The organism is Vibrio sp. 1167, from assembly GCF_033340375.1.
Lineage (GTDB): Bacteria > Pseudomonadota > Gammaproteobacteria > Enterobacterales > Vibrionaceae > Vibrio > Vibrio alginolyticus.
Genome location: NZ_JAWOWK010000007.1, coordinates 63,086 through 87,199, shown reverse-complemented (window position 1 = coordinate 87,199; position 24,114 = coordinate 63,086). Strand labels below are relative to the sequence as shown.

The window sequence follows — 24,114 nt, the reverse complement described above, 5'->3', positions numbered from 1 at the left end:
AGTTAGTTACTATGACAATAACATCGATAAAACGCGACTTGCTGTATGTGACTCGTTATCTAATTCAGTGATACAAACTAAGTACCCATATGACTGAAGCAGTCTCTACTTAGATAACGATATAGAAATTGAATTCTCATCTATAAGGACTAGCTGACTATGTACGCGCTAAGTAACTGTAAAATTTATACCGGTAGTGATGTTCTTACCGATCATGCGGTCATCATCGAAAACGATCTTATTCAATCTATTGTGCCGGTTTCTGAGCTACCTCAAAGCATCGAAGTAAAAGACCTTGCAGGCGCTAATCTAAGTCCAGGCTTTATCGATCTGCAGTTGAACGGTTGTGGCGGTGTAATGCTAAACGATGCAATTACCCCTGAAACCATGCAAATCATGCACCAGGCAAACCTCAAATCTGGCTGTACTAGCTTCCTGCCAACACTCATTACGTCATCTGATGAAGATATGCGAACTGCAATTGCCGCAGCTCGTGAGTACCACAACAAGTATCAAAATCAATCGCTTGGTTTACACCTCGAAGGTCCTTACCTTAACGTCGCGAAAAAAGGCATCCATAACGTCGATTTTATTCGCCCATCAGACGAAAGCATGATCGACCTTATCTGCGCAAACGCCGATATCGTAGCGAAAGTAACGCTAGCACCTGAGCATAACGACCCAGAGCATATTGCGCGATTAAAGGCTGCTGGCATCGTGGTTTCAATTGGCCACACAAATGCAACCTACGCCGAAGCACGTAAAAGCTTTGAAGCAGGCATTACTTTTGCCACACACCTCTTTAATGCAATGACACCAATGGTTGGTCGTGAACCAGGAGTTGTTGGTGCAATTTACGATACTCCTGACGTATACGCTGGCATTATTGCTGATGGTTTTCACGTCGACTACGCAAACATCCGAATTGCTCATAAAATCAAAGGTGAAAAGCTTGTTTTGGTGACGGATGCCACAGCTCCAGCAGGTGCTAACATTGATCACTTTATTTTTGTCGGTAAGAAAGTATATTACCGAGATGGTAAGTGTGTTGATGAAAATGGCACGCTAGGCGGCTCAGCTTTGACAATGATTGAAGCAGTTCAGAATTCAGTTGAGCACGCGGGGATCGCTTTAGACGAAGCTCTACGAATGGCCACGTTATACCCAGCAACAGCAATTGGTGTTGAGGATCGCCTTGGCCGAGTTCGAAAAGGGATGGTTGCAAACCTGACTATTTTCGATCGTGACTTTAAAGTAAAAGCGACGGTTGTTAACGGACAATACGAGCAAAATTAAGCATGAATGGCGGACAGATTGGTAATGTAGATTTAGTAAAACAGCTTAACAGCGCTGCGGTATATAGGCTGATTGATCAGCAAGGTCCTATCTCCCGTATTCAAGTCGCGGACGTGAGTCAGCTCGCGCCTGCTAGTGTTACCAAAATAACCCGCCAACTTTTAGAGCGCGGCCTTATTAAGGAGGTCGCCCAACAAGCTTCAACTGGTGGTCGTCGTGCGATCTCTTTGACTACTGAAGTCAAACCTTTTCATTCGATTGCCGTTCGCTTAGGTCGAGATTACGTACAGTTCAGTTTATACGATTTAGGTGGTACCGCGCTGGCAGAAGATCAGCATGAATTGCACTACACTAACCAAGCAGACTTAATCGCAGGGCTTATCGATTTATTAAAAGATTTCGTAAGCCGTTGCGAAGACAAAATTGATCAACTCATCGCTATCGGCATCACTTTACCGGGCCTTGTTAACCCAACAACTGGCGTGGTCGAATACATGCCTAATACCGATATCGATAATCTTGCTCTCGGTGAAATTGTTGGAGAGAAGTTTAATACAGCATGCTTTGTTGGCAACGACGTACGTGGCATGGCGTTGGCTGAGCACTACTTTGGAGCAAGCCAAGACTGCCAGGATTCTATTTTGGTTAGCGTCCACCGCGGTACTGGCGCAGGTATTATCGTTAACGGCCAGGTTTTTCTTGGTTTTAACCGCAACGTCGGTGAAATTGGTCATATCCAAATTGACCCGCTTGGTGAGCAATGCCAATGTGGAAACTTTGGCTGTTTAGAAACCGTAGCTGCAAACCCAGCGATTATTCAACGAGTGAAGCAACTGATTACTCAAGGATACGAATCAAGCTTAACCGACCTTGAAAACATCACAATTGAAGCGGTATGTCAGCACGCAATGAATGGTGATGAACTTGCGAAACAGAGTTTAGTGCGAGTGGGCAACCAGCTAGGTAAAGCGATTGCGATTACGGTTAACTTATTTAATCCACAGAAAATTGTAATTGCTGGCGATATTACTGCAGCACAAGATATTGTTTTCCCTGCAATTCAACGCAACGTAGAGAATCAATCTCTTAAAACTTTCCATAACGACCTCCCTATCGTGGCTTCTCACATTGATAAGCAGCCAACGATGGGCGCATTTGCGATGATTAAACGCGCTATGCTAAACGGAGTTTTGTTACAAAAGTTACTGGAAGACTAAGTTTATACAACCAATTGAGTTACAATCTCGGGCTGTGTTTTCACAGCCCGTTTTTGTATATCAGGAATACAGCTCAACAGTATGGAAATTATTCTAATTACAGCCGCTTTTTTAGCTGGTTTTATTGCGCTTAAATGCAGCCTCCCTCCCCTCGTTGGTTTTCTACTAGCTGGATTTGGCTTGCATGCATTTGGTTACCAAAGCAATGACGTTATTGTCACTCTCGCAGATCTTGGTGTTACTCTTCTTCTGTTTACTATTGGACTCAAACTCGATGTAAAAACCCTGCTGTCCAAAGAAATATGGGGAGGGGCAACCGCCCACAACATACTCTCTACCGCTTTTTTTGCCCTAGCGTTATCCGGCTTAAAACTACTGGGCTTGACTTCGCTAGCCAGTATGGACGGCAGCCAAATCCTGCTTTTAGCTTTTGCACTATCGTTCTCTAGTACCGTTTTTGCCGTAAAAGCATTGCAAGAAAAAGGCGAAATGAACGCGACCTACGGCACACTCGCGATCGGTATCTTGGTTATGCAAGATATTTTTGCCGTAGTATTCCTGACTGCTTCAACCGGAAAAGTCCCAGAATGGTATGCCATCGGTTTGTTCGCACTGCCTTTCCTTCGTCCCCTATTCTATAAGCTGCTCGATAAAGTTGGCCACGGCGAAATGCTGGTGCTATTCGGTATTTTCTTCGCGCTTGTTGTCGGTGCTGGGCTATTCGAGTTGGTCGGGATGAAACCAGACTTGGGCGCGCTAATTTTAGGCATGCTACTCGCAGGTCACCCAAAAGCCTCAGAACTATCCAAGTCATTATTCAATATGAAGGAGCTCTTTTTAGTCTGCTTCTTTTTGAACATTGGTTTATCCGCCTCATTGAGCGTGAATGGCGTCGTTCTCGCCCTGCTATTTATCTTACTGCTACCAATCAAAGGACTCTTGTACTTCGTCACTATTAATCATTTTAAGTTTCGAGTACGTACCTCTTTGCTCGCCTCTTTATCACTATTTAACTACAGTGAGTTTGGTCTTATTGTTGCTGGGTTGGCCTATAAAATGGGCTGGATGCCAAGTGATATGCTTGCTGCGATTGCGGTTGCGGTGTCGGTATCCTTTGTAATTTCCGCGCCACTTAACCGCCTTAGCCATAAAATTTATCAACATTCAGGTAAGTGGCTGCAAGAGACAGCGGTAGAAAAGCTCAATCAACGCGACCAACTCATCAACCCAGGTCATGCCCAAGTATTGATCTTAGGTATGGGGCGTATTGGAACGGGCGCTTATGATGAGCTACGTTCACGCTATGGCAAAATTTCATTGGGTATAGAAATTCGTGAAGACGCTGCACATCATCATCGTTCAGAAGGAAGAAATGTGATTTCTGGTGATGCCACCGACCCGGATTTCTGGGAGCGAATTTTAGATACAGGTCATGTAAAACTGGTTCTGCTTGCAATGCCACATCATCAAGGTAACCAAACAGCACTTGAGCAGCTTAAACGCAGAAAATATAAGGGGCAAATTGCCGCTATCGCCGAATACCCAGATCAATTGGAAGGCTTACTTGAAAATGGCGTTGACGCAGCATTCAATATTTATAGTGAAGCTGGTAGCGGTTTTGCTCGACACGTCTGTAAACAACTTCAACCTAAATTCACACCAATTAAATAAGCAACAGCACTGATATTTTTCGGAAGGCTTTCTATTGATAGAAAGCCTTTTTTGTATAGTTTTTGTACCAAACCTTGATCTCATTCACCAAAACAACGGTTGAGTTAAATATTTTCCATACAACAAGGCCTTTTATCATTTTTTTAATCACAAAACGTTGCTTTTTTTATTAGTAATGGCAAATTTAAACCATACCGATTAGAAATTGTTTAGTTTAGTAAGGATGTAGTATGTGTTCAGTATTTGGCATTTTAGACATTAAAAGCGATGCAGCCGCATTGCGCCCTATCGCATTAGAGATGTCGAAAAAACTTCGTCACCGTGGCCCAGACTGGTCTGGGATTTACTCTTCAGAGCGTGCTATTTTAGCGCACGAGCGCTTGGCGATTGTTGGTCTAAATAGTGGTGCACAGCCGCTATACAGCCCTGATAAGAAGCTCATCCTTGCCGTCAATGGTGAAATCTACAACCATAAAGAAATTCGTGCTCGTTACGAAGGAAAGTACGAATTTCAAACCGATTCAGACTGTGAAGTCATTCTTGCACTTTACCAAGATATGGGTGCAGATCTCCTTGAAGAACTAAACGGTATTTTCGCTTTTGTGCTCTACGACGAAGAAAAAGATGAGTATTTAGTCGGACGTGACCATATTGGTATTATCCCTCTTTATCAAGGTCACGATGAGCATGGTAACTACTATGTGGCATCAGAGATGAAGGCTCTTGTTCCAGTATGTAAAACAGTAAGTGAATTCCCTCCTGGTAGCTATTACAGCTCTAAAGATACTGAGCCAACACGTTACTATGTTCGTGACTGGAACGAGTACGCAGCAGTACAAGGTAACAGCACTAGCAAAGAAGAATTGACTGAAGCGCTAGAAGCGGCTGTTAAACGCCAACTAATGACTGACGTGCCTTACGGTGTACTTCTTTCGGGCGGTCTAGATTCTTCTATTACATCTGCGGTAGCAAAACGCTTTGCAGCGATGCGTATTGAAGATGATGAAAAGTCTGAAGCTTGGTGGCCTCAACTGCACTCTTTTGCTGTTGGCCTAGAAGGCGCGCCTGACCTGAAAGCCGCTCGCGAAGTTGCCGACCAAATTGGTACCGTTCACCACGAAATGACGTACACGATTCAAGAAGGTTTGGACGCAATTCGTGACGTGATTTACCACATTGAAACGTATGACGTGACGACTATCCGCGCATCAACACCTATGTTCTTAATGGGTCGTAAGATCAAAGCGATGGGTATCAAGATGGTATTGTCTGGTGAGGGCGCTGACGAAATCTTTGGTGGCTACCTTTACTTCCACAAAGCGCCAAACGCGAAAGAGTTCCACGAGGAGACTGTGCGTAAACTGCTTGCTCTGAACATGTTCGACTGTGCTCGTGCTAACAAGTCGCTGGCAGCATGGGGAGTTGAAGGACGCGTACCTTTCCTAGATAAAGAGTTCATTGATGTAGCAATGCGCTTGAACCCAGCAGACAAGATGTGTGGCAACGGTAAAATGGAGAAACACATCCTTCGTGAGTGCTTCGAGCACTACCTGCCAGAATCGATCGCATGGCGTCAAAAAGAGCAGTTCTCTGATGGCGTTGGCTACAGCTGGATCGATACGCTGAAAGAAGTAGCAGAACAGAAAGTGACAGACCAGCAGATGGAAACAGCTCAATATCGATTCCCATACAACACGCCAACGACAAAAGAAGGCTACGTGTACCGTGAAATCTTTGAAGAGTTATTCCCACTTCCATCAGCAGCAGAGTGTGTACCAGGAGGCCCTTCAGTAGCGTGTTCTTCAGCGAAGGCGATTGAATGGGATGAATCGTTCCAAAACTGTGTTGACCCATCAGGTCGTGCAGTACAGACCGTTCACAACGACTCATACTAATTCTCTACGATAAAGATAAGGGTTGGTTCGTCCAACCCTTTTAAAACAGACAAAAAATTAGATACGATCAAAAAGAGGTGCTTTTGCACCTCTTTTTATGTTTGATGGAATTAGGCTATTTTAAATCTAAATCACTATTGTCTATGCTGACAGGCACACGCTTGGTGATCATCTGAACTAGCATAATTGAGCGTTTCTCACCATCTTGTTCTTGGAAGATGGCATCTATGCCCGCAAATTGACCGCTTTTAACTCTAATTTGATCGCCTGGTTTTGGCATACATTCAGAAACGGTATTGTCATTACAACACTTTTCTAGCTGCATCAATTCGAAGACCAAGTCACCTTGAACTTCTTTCGGTTGAGCACCAAAACGCACAAAGTCAACAACACCTCGAGTAGAGCGGACTGAGGTGAAGTTTGGCCCTTGCTCATAATCAAAGTAAGCGAATACGTAACAAGGAAACAGCGGTTCCTCGACTTTTTGTCTTTTACCGCGCAAAATCTTCTCAACTTCTACAGTTGGATAAAAGCACTCTACACCTTGATTTTCAAGGTGTTGTTTCGCCCTAACCTGCTCCCCACGTTTACAATAAAGTAGATACCAACGTTTCATCTTTTTACTAGCCAATTCTATTTTGTTTTTATCCTAGCATTAAGCCAAAGTTGAGTCATTGATATTCAGTTTATCTATAAAAGTATGATTATACATCGCTCGCATTAACGACATTTTTCAGCAACTTACGATAAAGAAGTCCATAGGCAAAAATGGAAATTAAGTTTGTAACACAACCAATACACCATCATATAATCTGCAAATCCAATCAAAAACAGCCACTTAACAAACAAAAATAGTTGAATGGCAAAATTTTATTATTTGTCACTCGTTGAATTGCATTGTATACGTAGAAGTCGTTAAAAAATGTAATAACTATTATTAGAAGAGCTTATGTCAAACCAACATCAATATTTTGGTCATCCACGTGGCCTGTTCTTATTGTTCGGTACAGAACTGTGGGAACGCTTTTCTTACTACGCAATGCGTGCCATTCTCGTGCTTTACCTTACTGATACAACAATGAATGGCGGCCTTGGCTGGTCAACCAAAGACGCATTAGACCTATACGGCATATACACAGGGCTTGTGTATATCACGCCTCTTATCGGTGGTTACCTAGCAGATAACTATTTAGGTCAACGTCGCTCAATTTTGCTTGGTGGCGCGTTAATGGCCATCGGCCAGTTTACTCTTGCACTTCCTGCTGATGCTTTAGGTATTGGTTCGCTACACAGTTTCTATTTAGGTCTTGGCCTACTTATCACTGGTAACGGTCTCTTTAAGCCAAATATCTCAACCATGGTTGGCGACCTTTATCAAGAAGGTGACAACCGTCGTGACGGCGCATTCACTATCTTTTATATGGGTATCAACTTAGGTGCATTACTTGCCGGCGTCGTTTCTGGCTCTGTGACAACCTCTTACGGTTGGAAAGCTGGCTTTGTTGCCGCTGGTGTGGGTATGCTGGTTAGCCTAGTGATGCAAATGGTACTGGCTCAATCATGGCTTGGTGATATTGGTCGCGAACCAGCGGCGAAACGAGATCTAAACAACAAAAACGCCACCACGAAGCAGCCACTCACCAAAGAAGAAGTGAATCGACTAAAAGTAATTCTGGTCATGAGCTTATTCACTATTGTCTTCTGGGCAGGCTTTGAACAAGCTGGTGGTCTGATGAACATCTACACTCAACAATATACTGATCGCATGATTGGTGGTTTCGAAGTTCCTGCTGCGTGGTTCCAATCACTAAACCCATTTTTCATTATTACTCTAGCGCCAGTTCTGGCTGTCCTTTGGGTAAAATTGGGTAAACGTGAACCTACTTCGCCAGTGAAATTTGCGATGGCACTATTTTTCTTGGCGATTGGTTTCCTTTGTATGGTTGGCGCAGTGCTAGAACAAGGTGGAGATACAACAGTAAAAACATCGATGTTATGGTTGGTCGGCGCTTTCTTCTTCCACACATTAGGCGAGCTGTGTTTATCACCAATTGGTCTTTCATTGGTGACTAAATTAGCACCGCTTCGCTTAGCTTCACTTATGATGGGTGCATGGTTTGGCTGTAATGCGATTGCTAACTATGTTGCGGGCTATGTGGGTTCTCACGTAGGCGAGTTAGGCGCTATGGCTATCTTTAGTGGTATTGCGGTCAGCGCAACCGTAAGTGGCGTAATTTTGCTCCTATTCTCTAATACACTCGTTCGCTGGATGCATGGCGCTGAAAATACGCACAGCACGGCAGAGCAAGTAGAAGAGCAGCAAGTACAAGTCGCTTGATCGCTCAACTAAACGTAGAAAGGGTCGCTATTGCGACCCTTTTTTGTATCTAAAGTTTAGATTGAACTAACTCAACCATCATCTCGATATGAAGTTCACTATCGTTCAAACAAGGGATGTAGGTAAAGTTTTCACCACCTGCTTCAAGGAAAATCTCTTTACACTCTTCCGAGATCTCTTCCAACGTCTCTAAACAATCTGACGAAAATGCAGGGGCCACAACATTAATATTTTTCACACCCTTTGCAGGAAGTGCCTCTAGGGTCTTATCGGTATAAGGTTGAAGCCACTCTTCTCTCCCAAATCGGGACTGATACGTCATGCCAATTTGTTGTTCGCTTAAACCTAACGCCTCCCCAAGCAAGCGAGTCGTCTCTTCACAATGCTGTGGGTAAACATCACCATTGTCAGCATAGCGTTTTGGAATACCATGATAAGAACACAGCAGGTAATCTCCCTGACCATTCTTTTGCCAATGTTCACGAACTGAATGCGCTAACGCTTCAATATATTTCGGGTGATTGTAATAATCACGAATAAAGCTAAAGCCTGGCATCACCGGCAGGTTTTTAAATGCTTTAGTGATTCCGTCAGAAACCGCTGCCGTTGTTGTGCCCGAGTATTGCGGATACAAAGGTAAAACAATGACTTCATCAACGCCTTGCGCCAATAGAGCTTCAAAGCCTGATTGCAAACTTGGGTTACCATACGTCATACCAAGCTCTACAGGTATATCAAGCTTTTGTGCTAACTTTTCCGTTTGGCGTTTAGAGTACACCATCAACGGCGAGCCCTCTTCCATCCATACTGATTGATAGAGTTTGGCAACTTTAGGAGCTCGGATAGGAAGGATAACGCCGTGCAATAGTGGACACCAAAGCCATCGAGTCATGTCTACCACTCGGTGATCATGAAGAAACTGACTTAAAAAGCGCTTTACGGCAGGAGCGGTTGGTGCGTCAGGAGTTCCCAGGTTAACTAGGAGTACACCCTGTTTATTATTCTCTTTCATAACATCCTATTCATGGTAAACGGCTTGGTTCATATATTTAAGTAACCTCGAAGTAACGAATAGCCGAGCTGAAGTTAATTAGATATACGTTTACGAGTAAACTAAAAAAAGCGACCACTTGGGCCGCTTTCAATATATCAAAATATTAAATTTTTGACTTCAGCAAATTAAGATAGTGCTTTCTCAATATCCGCACTAACTTCAGCTACTTGCTTAGTACCATCAAACTTAAGGTACTTAGTCTTGCCTGCTTCAGCTTCTTTGCCGTAGTAGTTGATTAGCGGCGCAGTTTGCTCGTGGTAAACACCTAGACGAGCACGTACTGTTTCTTCTTTGTCGTCATCACGAACAACAAGATCTTCACCAGTTACATCATCTTTACCTTCCACTTTAGGCGGGTTGTAAACCACGTGGTAAGTACGACCAGAAGGAAGGTGAGCACGACGACCAGCCATACGCTCAACAATTACATCGTCTGCAACGTCAAATTCGATAACGTAGTCTACGTCTACGCCCATTTCTTTTAGGCCGTCAGCTTGAGGGATAGTACGTGGGAAACCATCTAGTAGGAAACCGTTTGCACAGTCTTCTTGAGCGATGCGCTCTTTGATAAGACCAAGGATGATTTCATCAGAAACTAGCTGACCAGCGTCAATAACAGCTTTAGCTTGTTTACCAAGCTCTGTACCTGCTTTGATAGCAGCACGAAGCATATCACCAGTAGAGATTTGTGGAATACCGTATTTTTCCATGATGAAGTTTGCTTGTGTGCCTTTACCTGCACCTGGAGCACCTAGAAGAATGATGCGCATGATTTATCCTCTTTAATATTTAAGATTTATACCGAAGCTCACAATAGCTGACCTCTTAGACATCAAACCTGAGAAGCACCTGCAACGATAAGTTTCGGTATAACGTATATAGGCGAGCAAAAATACACGCCTTATTACTCACATTCAAGTCGCAGATTCTATCACAGGTTCTCTGAGCAAAGAGTGTATTAAGACTAAAGAATGTTAACAGTACCCTCTTTCACGCCCTATTGATTATTAACTCAGCACTTGAGATGCAAAATTTTGCGACAACAAACAAAAAGCTCGCGAAATGCGAGCTTTTTGATTTGCAGAGGTTATTACACCTTAGTCAAAAGTTGATTAACGGCTCCTAAGAACTCTGTTGGATCCTCAATAGAGCCTCGCTCCGCTAGCATTGCCTGACCAAGCAGAACTTCAACCCAGCGACCAAACGCTTCTTCATCGGCTTCGTCAGCCATACGCTTAACCAATTCGTGCTCAGGGTTTAGCTCAAAGATGTATTTCACTTCCGGCACAGCTTGACCAGCTGCCGCAAGAAGCTTCGCCATTTGAGTGCCCATTTCGTAATCGTCCGTTACCACAACAGCAGGCGTAGATGCGAGTTTGAAGGTCGTACGAACTTCTTTCACACGATCGCCTAGGTAAGACTTCGTGCGCTCTACAACCGACTTGAACTCTTCTTCGGTTTCTTTTTGCTTCTCTTTTTCTGCTTCATCTTCAAACTGACTTAGATCAAGCCCAGCTTTAGTGATTGACTGGAACTGTTTACCATCAAACTCAGTTAAGTAGTTCATCAGCCACTCATCAATGCGGTCGTACATCAAGATAACTTCAATGCCTTTCGCTTTGAACTGTTCTAAGTGAGGGCTGTTTTTCGCAGCTGCATAGCTGTCTGCCGTCAAGTAGTAGATCTTATCTTGACCTTCTTTCATGCGCTCAACGTAAGACGCCAAGCCCACAGTTTGCTCAGAAGAGTCCACTTCAGTTGAAGCAAAGCGCAATAAACCTGCAACTTTCTCTTTGTTTGCAAAGTCCTCCGCAGGGCCCTCTTTCATCACAAGACCAAACTCTTTCCAGAATGATTGGTATTTCTCTTCGTCATTCTTGGCCATACGCTCGAGCATCGTTAGCACGCGCTTAGTACAAGCATTACGTAGAGATTGAGTCACTTTATTGTCTTGTAAGATCTCACGCGATACGTTTAGCGGTAAATCGTTTGAGTCTATTAAACCACGTACGAAGCGCAAGTATGACGGCATAAATTGCTCTGCATCGTCCATAATGAATACGCGCTGTACGTATAGTTTCAAGCCTGATTTGTGGTCGCGGTTCATCATATCCCAAGGTGCTTTCGATGGGATGTATAGTAAGCTCGTGTAGTCGTTTTTACCTTCTACACGGTTATGACTCCAGACCAATGGATCGGCAAAATCATGTGATACGTGCTTGTAGAACTCTTGATACTCTTCTTCTGAAATATCAGATTTGTTACGCGTCCACAGTGCTTGGGCTTTATTGATTTGCTCCCACTTCTTCTCATCCGTTTCCTTGCCTTCGTCATCACGAACGACAGTTTGGATTGAAACAGGAATGCCGATGTGATCAGAGTACTTACTGATAACGTCACGTAGACGCCACTCATTCAAAAACTCTTTACCCTCTTCACGCATATGAAGAATGATGTCGGTACCACGTGACTCTTTGGTAATGTTTTCGATGGTATACTCACCTTCACCCGCTGAGTGCCATTGTACCGCTTCATCAGCAGCTAGACCGGCAGCGCGAGTGCGCACGGTAACCGCGTCAGCAACGATAAATGCCGAGTAGAAACCAACACCAAACTGACCAATAAGCTGAGAGTCTTTGCTCTGCTCTTCAGATAGCTTTGAGAAAAACTCGGCTGTTCCAGATTTTGCGATTGTTCCTAAGTGCTCAATCACATCATCACGGCTCATACCGATACCGTTATCAGAAATGGTTAAGGTATTTGCGCTTTCATCAAACGACAGTTTCACGCAAAGGTCTGCATTACCTTCGTATAGATCTGGGTTAGATAACGCCTGAAAGCGCAGTTTGTCTGATGCATCTGATGCGTTAGAGATCAGCTCGCGCAAAAAGATCTCTTTATTTGAATAAAGAGAATGGATCATTAAATGCAGTAGTTGTTTTACTTCTGATTGAAAACCACGAGTTTCTTTATTTTGAGATACGGTTTCGCTCATGTGTGCTCCATAACATCTAAACTAATTGGCTTTTTCATAGGGACAAGTTTGTGACTTTCCCCTTGAAATCACCTTACCGAGATGTCATTTAACATGTGGCTGACAAATGTAAATTCAAGGTCAATATTGCTAAAAACGGTGTTTTTTTAGAAAATTTTAATTATCCTACCCGTCTAAAAGCATCTAAAATGTCGTGCGCACTCCAAGCGCCCCGGTAATTTTGTGACATAAATCACCATAATTACAACATCATCCATCTAAGAAGAACTAAATGACTAACATTGGCACCAAATTTCTACTTGCTCAAAGGTTCACCTTTGATCCAAATAGTAATTCGCTCGCTGACCAACAAAACGGCAACGACGTTGTACGATTAGGAAGCAACGAAAGCCGTATACTTCTGATGTTGGCAGAGAGACCAAACGAAGTTTTAACCCGTAACGAGCTTCACGAGTTTGTTTGGCGTGAGCAAGGTTTTGAGGTGGATGACTCAAGCCTGACTCAAGCGATTTCTACTCTGCGTAAGATGTTGAAGGATTCAACAAAATCTCCAGAGTTTGTTAAAACGGTACCTAAACGTGGCTACCAACTCATTTGTTCAGTGGAACGCTTGAGCCCATTTTCTACTGACTCTAACACTGACGCTGAAGAAACCTCTTCTGAACAAGAAGCGCCAGCAGTGGAGTTAGAAGCGAGCGATATGCCACCGACAGAGGTAGTGACCGATACTACTGCTGATATTGAGCCTCAAGTAGAGCCGACTAAAACTCAGCCGAAGCCAGCATCTAACACGATTAACTGGCTACCGCGTGTCATTATCTTTTTGTCTCTGCTGCTTCCTGTTTGCGTATTGTTATTCACGAACCCTGCGGAATCCCAATTCCGTCAAATTGGTGAGTATCAAAATGTACCAGTGATGACACCTGTAAATCACCCTCAAATCAACAACTGGTTGCCTTCAATAGAGCAATGCATTGAGCGCTACGTGAAGCACCATGCAGAAGACTCGTTGCCAGTGGAAGTGATTGCCACTGGTGGACAAAATAACCAGCTGATTCTGAACTACATTCATGACAGTAACCACTCTTACGAGAACGTAACACTGCGTATTTTCGCAGGTCAAAACGATCCAACAGACATCTGCAAATAAAGGAGGCCAATATGAAGATTAAATTAGCATCTGCGGTTTTGGCCGTATCCGTTCTTTTCAGTAGTTGGTTGTATTGGGGAAGTGACCTAAAAGTGGAGCAGCTCCTCACAGCAAACGAATGGCAGTCGACCATGGTGACAGTCATTACAGACAGCTTGCCTGACGATACTGTCGGCCCACTACGCCGAGTTAATGTTGAATCAAACGTGAAATATCTCCCTAATGGTGACTATATTCGCGTAGCAAATATAAAACTATTTGCTCAAGGTTCAACCGCAGAATCAACGATAAATATCTCGGAAAAAGGCCGCTGGGAAGTAAGTGACAACTATTTGTTGGTCTCGCCTTCGGAGTTTAAAGATATTTCATCTTCTCAATCAAAAGACTTTTCCGAAGCACAGCTACGTTTGATTACTCAAATTTTTAAGCTAGATGCGGAGCAAAGTCGTCGTATTGACGTCGTGAACGAAAAAACACTCTTGCTCACTAGCTTGAACCACGGTTCTTCGGTACTGTTTAAAAACTAATTTTGATTGGATGATAAGGGGGCAGACGCCCCCTTTGTTTTGCTTATGGATTGGCTAGATACCACTACTCTCTTTTTCGGTTCACTAATCGCCAACACGCTGGCTTCACTTTCCGGTGGCGGAGCAGGCTTGCTTCAATTCCCTTTACTCATCTTTCTCGGCTTACCGTTCTCCGTTGCGCTAGGCACACATAAGGTGGCTTCGGTCGCTTTAGGCTTAGGCGCAGCAAGCACGCATTTAATATCAGGCACTATTAAATGGAAAATCGCGCTCTACCTTATCTTGTCCGGTAGTATTGGCGTGATTTTAGGGGCTAACTTAATTGTACAGATCCCTGATGGTATCGCGGAAAAGATGCTCGGTACGATGATCCTAGCGCTAGGTATCTACTCGCGATTTAAGACATCGCTAGGCCAAGCTGAAGTAATACGTAACCGTCATCCTATCGGTTGGGTTATTGGTGGAATTGGCTTACTGTTTATCGGCATCATTAACGGATCTCTTACCGCAGGTTCTGGTTTGCTCGTGACACTATTTTTGGTGCGCTGGTTTGGTTACGACTACAAACAAGCCGTTGCTTACACCATGATTTGTGTCGGCCTGTTTTGGAATGGCATTGGAGGCATTGCCGTCGTACAGGCAGGGGCGCCTATTCACTGGGCTTGGTTACCTGTTTTATTGTTAAGCTCTTTTCTAGGCGGCAGTTTAGGCGCATGGGCCGCGACTCGATACAGTAACAGAGTGATTAAAGTTGCATTCGAAATTCTCACGTTTGCCGTGGGCATCAAGTTGCTGGTTTAAAAAGATTAAAAGGAAAGTTTCATGGATAAAGCAATCATTGATATTTATTACTGCCGCCAGTGCAACTGGATGTTGCGTTCAACTTGGCTATCGCAAGAATTACTGCATACTTTTAGCGAAGAAATAGAAACAATCAGCTTACACCCGGACACAGGTGGTCGCTTCGAAATTTTCTGTAATGGCCAGCAAATTTGGGAACGGAAAAAAGACAGCGGCTTTCCTGAAGCCAAGGTGCTAAAACAGCGCGTAAGAGACATTATCGACCCAGAACGCGATTTAGGACATTCAGACACAAAATAGGGAGCAATTCGCTCCCTATTTTTTACTTAGTAAAACCGTTAAATCATGGTTTGTGCTAATACTTCGCCTTCTGGCGTTTTTACCGTTAGCTTATTGCCTTCTAGAGTACCAAAGCTTCTCGGTAAGCCATTACGTGGGAATGTCATCGAGCCTGGGTTGAATATAATGGCTCCATCTTGCATCTCTGCGACGGGAACATGTGTATGACCGTGGGCGATGATATCACCTTCACGCAGTGGCGGCCGTTTTTCAGAGTTGTACAAGTGACCATGAGTCAAAAAGATTCTCTTGCCAGATTCAAGTAGCACCCATGAGTAATCCATCATCATTGGAAACTTCAATAGCATTTGGTCTACTTCACTATCACAGTTGCCACGTACAGAAATAATTTGATCACTGTATTGGTTCAATAAGTCTACTACCTGTGGAGGGTTGTAGCCTTCCGGAATAGGGTTTCGCGGCCCATGGTTTAGCGTATCTCCTAGCAAAATCAGGTGGTGCGCACCAGAAGCCAAAAATAGATCAATGGTTTCTTTAGTTGCTGGCAAAGAGCCATGCAGGTCTGAGGCAAAAAATAGTTTCACGACATCGTCTCCTCAAAAAGTATGAGGTCATTCTACGGCATTTTTTTAGCAGCTCAACCTACGACGGTTTGAATACTACTGATAGCGCAATGATTCAATGACCATAGGCAAAACATAGAACCATGCTGCATACGCTGTTCCAACCAACACCAGTATCCAAAACACCATCGACATAAATTTTGATTTGGCTAGATGGTGCAGCGGATCGGGCTCTCCGCATCCTGGACATGCATGAGCGCGTTTTGAGATTTGTTTCTCACACACGGGGCAAGAGACTAAAGGCATGATACAGATTCCTCGACATTAGGCTTAGGGCGCAAAGAATAATGGTGAATTAACACATATGCAACCTAACATATATTAAATATTTTAGTTCTTTGTAACAGTCGCTGACTTGAGAAAAAATTCGTTGATTTTTCATTTATATCAACCTATTACACTTCTTCTCGCACCATACCATTGATGACAATATTGTTATAACTCACCATCCCAATGACCTCGCCACTTTCAATGACCGGCGCTCTGCTTATGCCAAATCGCTCAAACAAACGGGCACAATATTTTACGTTCATATCTGGTTCGACACACAAAGCGGGCTTGGTCATGATTTCATAAATATTTGTGCGCTGAGGAGAACGATTATTCGCCAGCACCTTTTTGGCGATATCATTCATCAACACGATGCCATATTCATCATTATCATCTCGCTTTTTCACCACCAGCGCTTTGACTTGGTATTTTTTCGCTAGCGTTATGCCTTCGTATACGGTCATCAGTCCATCAACCATTACATACGTTGCCGCCATAACATCTCGAACTCTAATTATCGTTTGATCACTCATAATTCATCCTCGACTACTTTGGTCAATGTCTCGACTTGATGCGCGACACCGACTGCATCTTCAATATCGATCTGAATAGCAATCCCCTGTCCCGACTCTCTGTCAAATTCACCAACCTCATTAATGGTTTCTAATATGTGTCGAGAGAGATGTTCCTCGACCACAAACAGCAGCACATCTTTTTGCACTTCTAGCGTTAAACCAAAAAACGTTCGCTTTTGATTTAAACCTTGCCCGCGAGCATTGTTAATCACTGTTGCACCGGTCGCACCAGCATCGCGTGCAGCGTCCAACACCTTGTCTGTTTTGCTGTCTTCAACAAACGCAAGTATCAATTTAAAGCGCATTTTCTTCTTCCTCCGAGACGTTTTTATTCAGCCACTGGGTTATTTGCGCATAGCCCATCACAGAGATCATAGGAAATAGACTGGCAAACGCGATCAAGCCAAAGCCATCAATCATTGGGTTTCTTCCAGGGACGGTCGAAGCAAGCCCTACCCCTAATGCAGTTACAAGTGGGACAGTGACGGTAGAAGTTGTTACGCCTCCAGAATCGTAGGCGAGTGGAACAATAAGCTTAGGAGCGTAAAACGTTTGAATCACAACGACGATGTAACCCGCGATGATGTAATAATGAATGGGATCGCCCACGACAATCCGGTAACTCCCTAATGCAATACCAATTGCCACCCCAAACGCAACGGCTACGCGCAAGCCGTTAATACTGATACTGCCTCCAGAGACTTGGTTTGCTTTTATCGCTACAGCGATTAAAGAAGGCTCTGCAATCGTGGTACTAAAGCCTATAAAAAAGGCGAAGGTGTAAACCCAATAATAGTCGACCCACATTAAGGCTTTCCCTACCGATACTTTGAACTCTTGTAAAAACTCCGGCGCCGTTAATTGCACAGCCATCGTCTCCCCAAGTGGAAACAACGCCATTTCTAATCCAAGTAAAAAAAGAGCTAACCCGAAAATCACATAAACGAACCCAAGCAAAACTTTCTTAAGGTTGCTAACAGGACGCCTTAACACGGCTAACTGAAAACCAAAAATAATGCTGGCGATGGGAACGACGTCTCTAACGGTCGATAATAAAGTGTCTAGGAAATGATCAATTGAAATCATGTTACGACCATTCCGTAAACCATCACAAACATCATCGGTAACAGCGAGGCAAAAGCAATTAAACCAAAGCCATCCACCATAGGGTTGCGCCCTTTAATAGAAGACGCTAAACCGACGCCCAGAGCAGTGACCAAAGGTACTGTTATGGTGGACGTGGTTACACCTCCGGAATCGTAAGCGACGCCAATAATGGCTTCAGGTGCAAACCACGTCAGTATTACAACGCCTACATAGCCACCAATGATCATGTAATGAATCGGCCACCCTTTTAAGATACGCAAAACGCCGATAACGATGGCTATCCCCACAGAGAGAGCTACTGTTACTCGAAGTCCTTCTCCGTAATCCTGCATGGACTGCTCTGAGTTAGCGATCATTCCGCCCTCAGCCGCAACTTCTGAGGCTTCTTCCGCTACCGCGGTTAATGCAGGTTCAGCTATCGTGGTGCCAAACCCCAAACAAAACGCAAAGACTAATAACCAAAACACGCTGCCTTTTTTTGCAAAGGCTTGAGCCATACTCTCTCCGATAGGAAAAAGACCAAGTTCTAGGCCAAAGATAAAAAAGGTTAATCCTAAAACGACAAGCAACAAGCCAAAAAGAATGGAGACCAGGTTGGGCAGCGGCTCTTGCAAAACGACTAATTGGAAAAAAGTGATAACAATGATGATGGGTAATAAGTCACGAGCACTATTGAGGAGCGCTCGAAAAAGCGCAACAAATGCTTCCATGCCTATCCTCCTTGATTGTGCAAACTGATTACGCTCGTTCCAATGAGCGATAACTTCTAGTCTGGCATAGATTTCACTCTTCTACCGTGAATACACTAGCGCCATCTATAACATTTAGTTACATATTTACTAATATGTGAAGTTAATAGCCTCTCTGTCAGCTTGTCACTATCCTAGAAATAATGGTGTTGAGATGATCAAGCTAAGCACAAAACGACTATAATGTTCTAATACGTGTACATTCAAAGAGATAACATGAAGATATTACTCACAGGTGGCACTGGGTTTATTGGCTCGGAGTTGCTCAAGCTGCTATCAACTCACCAAGTTATGCTACTTACACGCTCTCCAGAGCGAGCAAAACAACGCCTACAGCATGCTGATCTGGGTAATATCGAATACCTTGACTCGCTCGAATCGTTCGCCGATCTCAATCACGTTGATGCCGTCATTAATCTTGCAGGTGAGCCTATTGCGGATAAAAGGTGGACCAGCGAGCAAAAAGAAAAAATCTGCAAAAGTCGTTGGAAAATTACCGAGCAAATTGTTGAGCTGATCCACGCAAGTACCGAACCTCCCTCTGTTTTTATTAGTGGCTCGGCAGTTGGCTACTATGGTGATCAACAAGATCATCCGTTTGATGAGTGCTTACATGTTAATAGCGACGACTTTCCTCACGAGGTTTGTGCAAAGTGGGAGCAAATAGCTAAGCGCGCAGAGTCGGAACAAACACGGGTTTGTCTACTGAGAACTGGCGTGGTACTCGGCCTTAATGGTGGTGCGTTGGCAAAAATGCTATTACCTTACAAGCTTGGCGTAGGCGGCCCACTTGGGAACGGTAATCAGTACATGCCTTGGATTCACATCCTAGATATGGTCCGCGCCATCATGTACTTGCTTGAAACACCACATGCCCACGGTGCATTCAATATGTGCGCCCCCCATCCTGTGACTAATCGTATATTCAGCGGCACACTAGCTAAAACGCTAAAACGTCCGCATATCTTGTTCACGCCTAAATGGGCGATGGAACTCCTAATGGGAGAATCTTCCTGCTTATTGTTTGATAGCATGAGAGCCAAACCCAAAAAACTCACCGAACTGGGCTTTAAATTTAGCTACTCCAGAATAGAGCCAGCACTCAAGCACTTGCTTCATGACCGGAGCTGATGAATGATGGCTCTAATCAAGGTTTCTGAGTCTTAAATTAAATTATGAAAAAGTCGATTCTTATTACGGGTTGTTCAACCGGCATCGGTTACGTGTGCGCTCACGCCCTACAAAACAAGGGATTTAATGTCATTGCATCTTGTAGGAAAGAACAAGATGTCCAGCGCCTAATTAATGAAGGGCTAACCTGCATCAATCTAGACCTAAATAGCCCAGAAAGCATTTCTTCGGGCGTGAAGCAAGCGCTAGAGTTAGCAGAAGGTAAGCTTTACGCAGTGTTCAATAATGGTGCCTATGGTCAGCCCGGAGCACTGGAAGACTTACCCACCGAGGCTCTTCAAGATCAATTTCAGACCAACTTTTTTGGTTGGCACCAGTTGGTCAGAGAAGTGCTTCCTCATATGCGCCAGCAAGGCGAAGGACGCATCATACAAAACAGCTCTGTTCTTGGTTTTGCCGCAATGAAATATCGTGGCGCCTATAATGCATCAAAATTTGCCTTAGAAGGCTGGACAGATACGCTCAGGCTAGAGCTTGCGGATACGAATATCAAAGTAGCATTGATAGAACCAGGACCGATCGAAACTCAATTTAGAAACAATGCATTACGAGCCTTTGAGAAGTGGGTTGATATTGAATCTAGCCCCCATCGTCATGCTTATGAAGGACAAAGAGAGCGACTCAACAACGACAAGTCTAATAATCGATTTGTTTTGCCTGCAGAGTCTTGCATCGCACCAGTTCTTCATGCATTAACTAGCGTTTCACCGAACATTCGTTATCGAATTACTACACCGACTAAATTATTCGCAGTCTTGAAAAGACTATTACCAACCCGTGTACTTGATAAAATTTTGCGACAGGCTGCATAAAAAAGTTTTGTCGAAATGTAATTTCACCGTAACAATGTGATGTCATTATGAACATGTAGGTTAAAAAAACCTCAACTAAACGAATCAATTTCTACGCAATTCAGCGGGGATTCTTTCGCCCAAAGTGATTGAGTTGCTTAGATTTGGTATCGCCACCCATTACGTTTTGTAGCAATGTTTATACTACTGCGAGGCAACAATGACATTAAATCAGCTTAACTGGCTTAGTGTGGGTGTAGTGTTGACCATGTTCATCCTATTTTGATACCGCACTAACAAATAGCATTAGAATTGCGCTGCTTCGGCAGCGTTTTCTTTTTATCTAACACCTGAGCAGCAATAACCTCACTCTATTACCTCACGTTTTCTCAAAATAGAATGATTCATTATTGATGGTGAATGTCGCTTGAATTTCACCTAAATCAACTCCATATCTAATATCAACGACAAGACACAAGGCAAGGATACTCTGATGCAATCCCCATTTATCGTTGAGATAACAGAACAGAACTTTCGCGAAACGCTTGAAGGATCAATGAACACGCCCGTTTTGATCCACTTTTGGGCCAACGCTCAGCCAGAAAGCGCACAGATACTCCCTGAGTTGCAATCTCTTGCTCAACAGTACAACGGTGCATTTACGCTTGCTCTACTAAATTGTGAAGATCAGCCCGCTTTAGCGTCTCAATTTGGCGTGCAAGTATTGCCAACTATCGCGCTGTTTATAAATGGTCAAGCCGTCGATGGTCTGGGAGGCCCCCAGCCAATTGATGCCATTGCTACCATGCTACAAAAGCATTTGCCAAGCCCAGATGAACAACTATTAAAACAAGTCAGTGAACTTCTTCAGCAAGGTGAGCATGCTCAGGCTTTGAGCATCATCCACACTTTGCCGCCAGAGCTGCAAGAGCGTGGTGATGTGAAACTCGCGATGGCTGATTGTTTGCTAGAAACCAAACAATTTGATATTGCCCAAGAACTACTGAACGCTATCCCTCTCGAGTATCAAGATAACTACTACAAGAGCCTAATAGCCAAGCTCGAGCTGCATTTGCAGGCTGCAGATAGCCCTGAGTTACAGCGACTAGAACAAGCATACGCAGCAGACATGGCAAACTTCGAACTCGCTTGTGAATTGGCGGTACAATACAACCAAGTTGGTCGGGATGAAGAAGCGTTGGAACTGCTGTGGAATATTCTTAAAAAAGACTTGGGCGCCCAAGACGGTGAAGTGAAGAAGACTTTTATGGATATTCTCAGTGCGCTAGGTCAAGGTAACGCATTAGCAAGCAAATATCGTCGCCAGCTTTACTCAATTTTGTACTAAGCGCCGCATTCTTCTAGGAATAAGACAACAAAGGCCGGGATTTCCGGCCTTTGTCATATAAAAAACCAATAACCTCTCAAAGGTCTCAGAACTTCAATTGTCTATTGTCTATAAATAGGTAAAAATGGATCGAACATTATGCACTTAAGGGAATAACTCATGCCAATTGATTCACTGATCACCATCGGTATTTTCGTCGTTCTTGCTGTCGTTATCTTATCTTCAGCCATTAAAACGGTTCCGCAAGGAAACAACTGGACAGTTGAACGCTTCGGACGCTACACCCACACATTAAAGCCGGGTTTAAACTTGATCATTCCATTCGTTGATAAAGTTGGTCAAAAAGTAAATATGATGGAGCGCGTTCTCGATATTCCTGCGCAAGAGGTCATTTCAAAAGATAACGCTAACGTGGTTATTGACGCTGTCGGATTTGTTCAAGTGATCGATGCTGCCAAAGCGGCTTATGAAGTCAACGATTTAGAACACGCTATTAGAAACTTGACCCTTACCAACATTCGTACCGTTTTAGGTTCAATGGAACTGGACGAAATGCTGAGCCAACGCGACATGATCAACTCTAAGCTGTTGGCGATTGTTGACCAAGCAACAAACCCTTGGGGCGTAAAAGTCACACGAATTGAGATTAAAGATGTCCAGCCACCAGCCGATCTGACCGCTGCAATGAATGCGCAAATGAAAGCCGAGCGTAATAAGCGTGCGGAAATTCTTGAAGCAGAAGGGGTTCGCCAAGCTGAGATATTAAAGGCCGAAGGTCATAAACAATCAGAGATATTAAAAGCTGAAGGCGAAAAGCAGTCTGCTATTCTCCATGCAGAAGCACGTGAGCGTGCCGCGCAAGCAGAAGCAAAAGCGACTTACATGGTTTCCGAAGCCATTGCAAAAGGTGACATGCAAGCCGTCAATTACTTCATTGCACAGGGTTATACCGAAGCGATCAAAAGCATTGGTCAAGCCGAAAATGGTAAAATCATTATGCTTCCATTAGAAGCAACCGGACTAATGGGCTCGGTTGCAGGGATAGCAGAAATGTTTAAACAGCAAGATAAAGAATAATTTATGGACTTTTTTAGTTTGTTGGAAGGTATCTCTTTCTGGCATTGGCTAGCGTTTGGCTTTGCTCTTTTAGCAGTTGAGCTACTTGGTACCGCAGGGTATTTTCTCTGGCTCGGGATGTCTGCACTTATCGTTGGAGCACTCATGACCGTTTTGCCAATGAGCTGGCAATTGCAATGGCTTTGCTTTGCAAGCTTCAGCTTAATCACCACCTGGCTTTGGTGGCGACGACAATGGTCTAAAGACAAGCAAGAAGACCAAGAAAGAGATCTGAACCAAAAGTACAAGCAGTTAATTGGGCGTACTCTTATCCTTGAAGAAGACTTTTCCGTCGGGCTCAATCGCATCAAGGTAGCCGATACCACATGGTCCGCACAATCGGATCAAGCACTTCCAGCCGGTACCCGCGTAAGAATCACCGATGTTGAAGGTATTATTTTAATCATTGAGCCTGATTCAAATTAATTTATGCCAAAGTAATGGGGCAAATCATGCTCCATTACTTTAATCTAAACAACTGCTTTCATTTCATTACCTTAATTAAAATCGAGAAAAAAATAAGTATTAGTAATATTATTAATACCCTACCTACCATTTCCTATTATTTAATTATTCAACACACGACAATCAATAAGATAGAAATATATCTAGGTAAATTATCGATCTAAATTTATTTTAAAAAATAAAACTTTATTGAATTATTTTTTGATCTTTTTATCCTCGGATACATACTTAACGCATAAGCATTTAAGTTGAGTGCTTTTTATTTGGTAAGTAAGAGGATGTACTATGAATAAGCTTCTCTTTTTAATGATGTGCGGTATTTTTTCTTTTTCTTCCTTTGCCTACAACAACGGAAACGGCGGTACAACTAATTTGGGACCTATAGTCGAATGTAAGATGCCAAGTGGCGACGTTACGAATATTCCAAGTGAAATGTGTCGATTTAGAGGTGGGGAATGGGAATAGTAAAGAAGTAAGAGCTTAGTTTGATATAAGAGCCCTTTTCAACCTTACCTTTCTGCGTAGTCACGGTTTATACAAGTACGTAGATATTTAAAGTTTATATTGAGGTGATGATTATGAGATTTTTATCTGGTCTATTAGTAATATCTTTTGCCATAATTCCGTTAACCACT

General features: G+C 43.5%; 25 protein-coding genes. 15 read left to right on the top strand and 10 right to left on the bottom strand.

Features of this window, described 5'->3' with window-relative positions:
* Positions 1-159: 159 nt before the first annotated feature.
* The 4 genes from nagA to asnB all read left to right on the top strand — a co-directional run bounded on the left by nagA (position 160) and on the right by asnB (position 6,079).
* Positions 160-1,296: an N-acetylglucosamine-6-phosphate deacetylase gene (gene nagA / locus R7Z78_RS16180; protein WP_005384983.1), complete on the top strand. Its 1,137-nt coding sequence runs from the start codon at positions 160-162 to the stop codon at positions 1,294-1,296.
* A gap of 2 nt (positions 1,297-1,298) precedes the next feature.
* A complete protein-coding gene (nagC, locus tag R7Z78_RS16175) occupies positions 1,299-2,513 on the top strand; it encodes a DNA-binding transcriptional regulator NagC (protein WP_005382105.1) in 1,215 nt (404 codons plus the stop codon).
* An 81-nt stretch (positions 2,514-2,594) separates the two neighbouring features.
* Positions 2,595-4,184, top strand: coding sequence for a cation:proton antiporter family protein (locus tag R7Z78_RS16170; protein ID WP_005384981.1), 1,590 nt, complete (start codon positions 2,595-2,597; stop codon positions 4,182-4,184).
* A 230-nt stretch (positions 4,185-4,414) separates the two neighbouring features.
* Positions 4,415-6,079, top strand: coding sequence for an asparagine synthase B (asnB, locus tag R7Z78_RS16165; RefSeq protein ID WP_005384979.1), 1,665 nt, complete (start codon positions 4,415-4,417; stop codon positions 6,077-6,079).
* Positions 6,080-6,194: 115 nt separating this feature from the next.
* On the opposite strand, the gene rfaH is transcribed toward asnB, so the two are convergent.
* The gene (gene rfaH / locus R7Z78_RS16160) at positions 6,195-6,695 is read right to left on the bottom strand and encodes a transcription/translation regulatory transformer protein RfaH (protein ID WP_005382098.1); all 501 of its coding nucleotides are present in this window, start codon (positions 6,693-6,695) and stop codon (positions 6,195-6,197) included.
* A gap of 333 nt (positions 6,696-7,028) precedes the next feature.
* On the opposite strand from rfaH, the gene R7Z78_RS16155 reads away from it, so the two are divergent.
* Entirely contained in the window at positions 7,029-8,417 is a 1,389-nt protein-coding gene (locus R7Z78_RS16155; RefSeq protein ID WP_005382097.1) for a peptide MFS transporter, read from the top strand.
* Between the two features lie 49 nt (positions 8,418-8,466).
* On the opposite strand, the gene hemH is transcribed toward R7Z78_RS16155, so the two are convergent.
* The 3 genes from hemH to htpG all read right to left on the bottom strand — a co-directional run bounded on the left by hemH (position 8,467) and on the right by htpG (position 12,466).
* Positions 8,467-9,429: a ferrochelatase gene (gene hemH / locus R7Z78_RS16150; RefSeq protein WP_104975951.1), complete on the bottom strand. Its 963-nt coding sequence runs from the start codon at positions 9,427-9,429 to the stop codon at positions 8,467-8,469.
* A gap of 167 nt (positions 9,430-9,596) precedes the next feature.
* Positions 9,597-10,241, bottom strand: coding sequence for an adenylate kinase (adk, locus tag R7Z78_RS16145; RefSeq protein WP_005382094.1), 645 nt, complete (start codon positions 10,239-10,241; stop codon positions 9,597-9,599).
* Between the two features lie 320 nt (positions 10,242-10,561).
* Complete coding sequence (gene htpG / locus R7Z78_RS16140) at positions 10,562-12,466, bottom strand: molecular chaperone HtpG (RefSeq protein WP_017819957.1); 1,905 nt, start codon at positions 12,464-12,466, stop codon at positions 10,562-10,564.
* Positions 12,467-12,737: 271 nt separating this feature from the next.
* On the opposite strand from htpG, the gene R7Z78_RS16135 reads away from it, so the two are divergent.
* The 4 genes from R7Z78_RS16135 to R7Z78_RS16120 are packed head-to-tail and all read left to right on the top strand — an operon-like array spanning position 12,738 to position 15,244.
* Complete coding sequence (locus R7Z78_RS16135; RefSeq protein WP_104975950.1) at positions 12,738-13,616, top strand: transcriptional regulator; 879 nt, start codon at positions 12,738-12,740, stop codon at positions 13,614-13,616.
* Between the two features lie 11 nt (positions 13,617-13,627).
* Complete coding sequence (toxS, locus tag R7Z78_RS16130) at positions 13,628-14,143, top strand: transmembrane regulator ToxS (RefSeq protein WP_005382091.1); 516 nt, start codon at positions 13,628-13,630, stop codon at positions 14,141-14,143.
* A 45-nt stretch (positions 14,144-14,188) separates the two neighbouring features.
* Positions 14,189-14,944: a sulfite exporter TauE/SafE family protein gene (locus tag R7Z78_RS16125; RefSeq protein WP_054728937.1), complete on the top strand. Its 756-nt coding sequence runs from the start codon at positions 14,189-14,191 to the stop codon at positions 14,942-14,944.
* 21 nt (positions 14,945-14,965) lie between these two features.
* Complete coding sequence (locus tag R7Z78_RS16120) at positions 14,966-15,244, top strand: SelT/SelW/SelH family protein (RefSeq protein WP_005382088.1); 279 nt, start codon at positions 14,966-14,968, stop codon at positions 15,242-15,244.
* A 38-nt stretch (positions 15,245-15,282) separates the two neighbouring features.
* Here R7Z78_RS16120 and yfcE read toward each other — a convergent pair whose 3' ends face one another.
* The 6 genes from yfcE to R7Z78_RS16090 all read right to left on the bottom strand — a co-directional run bounded on the left by yfcE (position 15,283) and on the right by R7Z78_RS16090 (position 18,529).
* The gene (gene yfcE, locus R7Z78_RS16115) at positions 15,283-15,828 is read right to left on the bottom strand and encodes a phosphodiesterase (RefSeq protein ID WP_054728933.1); all 546 of its coding nucleotides are present in this window, start codon (positions 15,826-15,828) and stop codon (positions 15,283-15,285) included.
* A gap of 75 nt (positions 15,829-15,903) precedes the next feature.
* A complete protein-coding gene (locus tag R7Z78_RS16110) occupies positions 15,904-16,113 on the bottom strand; it encodes a hypothetical protein (protein WP_005382086.1) in 210 nt (69 codons plus the stop codon).
* Between the two features lie 149 nt (positions 16,114-16,262).
* Positions 16,263-16,670, bottom strand: a complete 408-nt coding sequence (locus R7Z78_RS16105; protein WP_005382085.1) for a CBS domain-containing protein — start codon at positions 16,668-16,670, stop codon at positions 16,263-16,265.
* Positions 16,667-17,017 carry a P-II family nitrogen regulator gene (locus R7Z78_RS16100; RefSeq protein WP_005382084.1) on the bottom strand — a complete coding sequence of 117 codons (351 nt, stop codon included), beginning with the start codon at positions 17,015-17,017 and terminating at the stop codon, positions 16,667-16,669. Before R7Z78_RS16100 ends, R7Z78_RS16105 begins: the two co-directional genes overlap by 4 nt.
* The gene (locus R7Z78_RS16095) at positions 17,007-17,798 is read right to left on the bottom strand and encodes a DUF1538 domain-containing protein (RefSeq protein WP_169644125.1); all 792 of its coding nucleotides are present in this window, start codon (positions 17,796-17,798) and stop codon (positions 17,007-17,009) included. The genes R7Z78_RS16100 and R7Z78_RS16095 overlap by 11 nt, the downstream gene beginning before the upstream one ends.
* Complete coding sequence (locus R7Z78_RS16090; RefSeq protein ID WP_005382077.1) at positions 17,795-18,529, bottom strand: DUF1538 domain-containing protein; 735 nt, start codon at positions 18,527-18,529, stop codon at positions 17,795-17,797. The genes R7Z78_RS16095 and R7Z78_RS16090 overlap by 4 nt, the downstream gene beginning before the upstream one ends.
* A gap of 255 nt (positions 18,530-18,784) precedes the next feature.
* Between R7Z78_RS16090 and R7Z78_RS16085 the strand changes: the two genes are divergently transcribed.
* The 6 genes from R7Z78_RS16085 to R7Z78_RS16060 all read left to right on the top strand — a co-directional run bounded on the left by R7Z78_RS16085 (position 18,785) and on the right by R7Z78_RS16060 (position 23,944).
* Entirely contained in the window at positions 18,785-19,699 is a 915-nt protein-coding gene (locus R7Z78_RS16085; protein WP_005382076.1) for a TIGR01777 family oxidoreductase, read from the top strand.
* A 44-nt stretch (positions 19,700-19,743) separates the two neighbouring features.
* Positions 19,744-20,571: an SDR family oxidoreductase gene (locus tag R7Z78_RS16080; RefSeq protein WP_104975949.1), complete on the top strand. Its 828-nt coding sequence runs from the start codon at positions 19,744-19,746 to the stop codon at positions 20,569-20,571.
* 472 nt (positions 20,572-21,043) lie between these two features.
* The gene (locus R7Z78_RS16075) at positions 21,044-21,898 is read left to right on the top strand and encodes a co-chaperone YbbN (protein WP_054578026.1); all 855 of its coding nucleotides are present in this window, start codon (positions 21,044-21,046) and stop codon (positions 21,896-21,898) included.
* Between the two features lie 159 nt (positions 21,899-22,057).
* On the top strand, positions 22,058-22,975 hold the full coding sequence (locus R7Z78_RS16070) for an SPFH domain-containing protein (protein WP_005382060.1): 918 nt from the start codon (positions 22,058-22,060) through the stop codon (positions 22,973-22,975).
* 3 nt (positions 22,976-22,978) lie between these two features.
* Positions 22,979-23,440: an NfeD family protein gene (locus R7Z78_RS16065; protein ID WP_017634826.1), complete on the top strand. Its 462-nt coding sequence runs from the start codon at positions 22,979-22,981 to the stop codon at positions 23,438-23,440.
* Between the two features lie 324 nt (positions 23,441-23,764).
* Positions 23,765-23,944 carry a hypothetical protein gene (locus R7Z78_RS16060; RefSeq protein WP_086046573.1) on the top strand — a complete coding sequence of 60 codons (180 nt, stop codon included), beginning with the start codon at positions 23,765-23,767 and terminating at the stop codon, positions 23,942-23,944.
* The last annotated feature ends 170 nt before the right edge of the window (positions 23,945-24,114 follow it).